Source organism: Phenylobacterium sp., from assembly GCF_044371015.1.
Classification (GTDB): domain Bacteria; phylum Pseudomonadota; class Alphaproteobacteria; order Caulobacterales; family Caulobacteraceae; genus Phenylobacterium.
Genome location: NZ_JBILUK010000326.1, coordinates 1 through 2,860, shown reverse-complemented (window position 1 = coordinate 2,860; position 2,860 = coordinate 1). Strand labels below are relative to the sequence as shown.

Genomic DNA, 2,860 nt, shown 5'->3' with positions numbered 1-2,860 from the left:
CCGCGCAGGATCAGGCTCTCGACCCGCTCGGGGTGCTTGATCGCGTAGGCGAGCGCCAGGGTCGAGCCCCACGAGCCGCCGAACACGCACCACTTCTCGACGCCCAGATGCTCGCGCAGGCGCTCGATGTCGGCCACCAGGTCCCAGGTGGTGTTCTGATCCAGGCTGGCGTTGGGACGGCTCTTGCCGCAGCCGCGCTGGTCGAACAGCGCCATGCGCCACTTCGCCGGATCGAAGAACCGCCGCATGGTCGGGTTGATGGCCCCGCCCGGGCCGCCGTGCAGGATCACGCAGGGGCGGCCGGCGCGGCTGCCGCATTCCTCGTAGTAGATCTCGTGCGCGCTGTCGGTCTTCAGCCAGCCGCTGGCGTAGGGCGTGTTGTCGGCGAACAGGCCCCGGCGGTGCTGAGGCGCGGAGACGGCGGACGCGGGCGTGCTTCGATCCATCCCGCCTTCTATAGCGGGAACCGGCGGTCCAGCCAGTCCAGCATCAGGCGGTTCACCTCGTCGGGCTTTTCCTGCTGGGTCCAGTGGCCGGAGCCGGCCACCATCACCGTCTCCAGATCGCCGATGAAGGCCGGCATCGGTTCGGCGGAGGACGGCGGCAGGACGGCGTCGAGCTCGGCGGTGATCATCAGGCAGGGCACGCCGTCGATGCGGGTCGGCAGGTCGGCCGAGCCCTCCCAGTTGGCGGTGAAGTTGCGGTACCAGCTGACCGGGCCGAAGAAGCCGCCGGACTGGAACGCCTCGACGAAGACGGCCATCTCCTCTGGTGTAAGCAGGGGTTCCCTGGGATCGACGGCGCTGTTCCACTGCTGGAGCAGGTCCTTGAACGCGAAGGTGGAGCCCGACGCATTGGGCTGCGGGGTGACCGGAACATCGGCGGGCCGGCGCATGAAGAACGACATCGTCTTGCCGACGTCGGCGCCCAGCACCGCCTCGGGCTCGTCCGGGGTCTGGAACCAGACGATGTACATGTCGGGGCCGAAGCGGGCGCGCATGATGGCGATCGGGTCGACCGGCGCGCGCGGCAGGAACGGCGTGTTGAGGCCGATGACGCCCGCCACCCGGTCAGGATGGATCAGCGGCGCCTGCCAGACGACGAAGCCGCCCCAGTCATGGCCGCAGAAGATCGCCTTCTCGACGCCCAGGTGGTCGAGCAGCGCCATCAGATCGCCGGTCAGCTGGTTGATGCCGTAGGCCGGGACGTCGCCGGGCTTTTCAGAAATGCCATAGCCCCGCTGGTCGGGCGCGATCACCCAGCGGCCCGCGTCGGCCAGCGCCTTGATCTGGTGTCGCCAGGAAAACGCCAGCTCCGGGAAACCGTGACAAAGCACGATGGGCACGCCGGTGCGGGGGCCGGCCTCATACCAGCCGATCTCGACGCCGTTCACCTGGGCGCGCTGGGGCTTGGGCATCATGGTTTCGAGTGCGGACATGGCGGGTCTCCGGCGTTTCGCGGGATGTGGTCAGGGCGCCGTCACGTTCGGCAAGGGGCGATCGGCAGGAACCTTAGTCGCGGTCGATGTCGGCGGCGGCCCAGGCCAGGATCGCCCAGCCGACGAGGAACAGCAGGCCGCCGAGCGGCGTGATCATGCCGAGCCAGCGCGGCGCGCCGGCGGCCATGGCGTAGAGCGAGCCTGAGAACAGCACCACGCCCGAGAGGAAGTAGGCCGGCGCGTGTCGGGCGCGCCGACCGCCGACGTTGATGAAGGTCGCGCAGGCGAAGGTGGCCATGGTGTGCATGAAGCCGTAGGTCGCCCCGGTGCGCAGCCACTCCTGGGCCATGGGATCGGTGACGCCATGCGCGGCGAACGCGCCCACCGCCACGGCTACGAAGCCGCCGAGCGCGGCCAGCGTCATCCAGGTGCGGCGCGTCCAGAACGGCATGTGCGGGATCCTTGTCGGGTTGCGGGCGATGGTCTCGACTGACCCCTCGCTCGCACGGCGGCGCGGCGGCGGCAACGACGGCGGGGGGCGGATCGAGATTAACCGCATACTGGACATCGGAACGGGGGTTTTCAGGGTCTCTCCGAGGGGAGACGGGGGCCAGATTTACCATCTGCGAGGGTCCATTGGAAAATGTTCGAGCGGCCTGGGCGGGGCCGTTTCGGCCATTTGGAGCCTAGCGCGGATGCGTCGGCGAAACAAGAACATAATAGCAACATTGAGCGCGCCGTGCTGACGGGTCGGGGCCTCCCGGCCTGAGGCGCGGTGGAGAGTGCGGGGTCCCGGCCTCTTCGGGGCTGCGATGGGGTCGCGCTTAACCTGTCCACGATTTCCTGGGAGCTCCGACCAAGGACACACTGTTCCGTAGCAAACGCGGACTTCTTGCCCCAAAGCGGACCCCGCAACGCCCGAGATGGGTGTATTGCGGACCCCACGCTGGTCGCGCGGCCGGTCGTGCTGGATCGATCAGCTTGCAGCTAGAGTTCGGATGCCGGCCTAGCCTGCCACGTTGGAGCATAGAGAAGGACTGCTGCTACTTTTGGCACGTGCCAAATTGTCTCATTAAGTCCGAGATAGAAGAAGTGGGCGGTTTTTCCAGTAGTAAGGGATCTAAAATTGCGATTTCCCCTTTTTGTATAAACAACAACTAGATCGCCAGATTCTACGTTCTGATATGGAAACCAAAAGGCATTCCTCGCATCAGTCGTCACGTCCTCCCCGTCATGTCCAGTGCGCAGGACGATAAAATCTCCCACGTCGCAAGACGTCAGCGCACGCAACGTAAGACGCTCTTTGGAGATTTCGCCCTTACCTACGATCGATCTGAGTTCAAGGCTCATTTCAGAACAACTCGGGCAGCGATGCCGACACCAAACAACATAGTTCCAACTATCAACACAATTGTGCCCGTC

The 2,860-nt window shown here is 65.7% G+C and carries 3 protein-coding genes; all 3 read right to left on the bottom strand.

The window, feature by feature from the left end; translation table 11 throughout:
• A partial coding sequence (locus tag ACIQ3R_RS17110) for an alpha/beta fold hydrolase (RefSeq protein WP_397420055.1) occupies positions 1–446 on the bottom strand: 446 nt, incomplete at its 3' end.
• A gap of 8 nt (positions 447–454) precedes the next feature.
• A complete protein-coding gene (locus ACIQ3R_RS17105) occupies positions 455–1,438 on the bottom strand; it encodes an alpha/beta fold hydrolase (RefSeq protein ID WP_397420054.1) in 984 nt (327 codons plus the stop codon).
• A gap of 73 nt (positions 1,439–1,511) precedes the next feature.
• On the bottom strand, positions 1,512–1,889 hold the full coding sequence (locus ACIQ3R_RS17100; protein WP_397420053.1) for a DUF423 domain-containing protein: 378 nt from the start codon (positions 1,887–1,889) through the stop codon (positions 1,512–1,514).
• Positions 1,890–2,860: the final 971 nt, after the last annotated feature.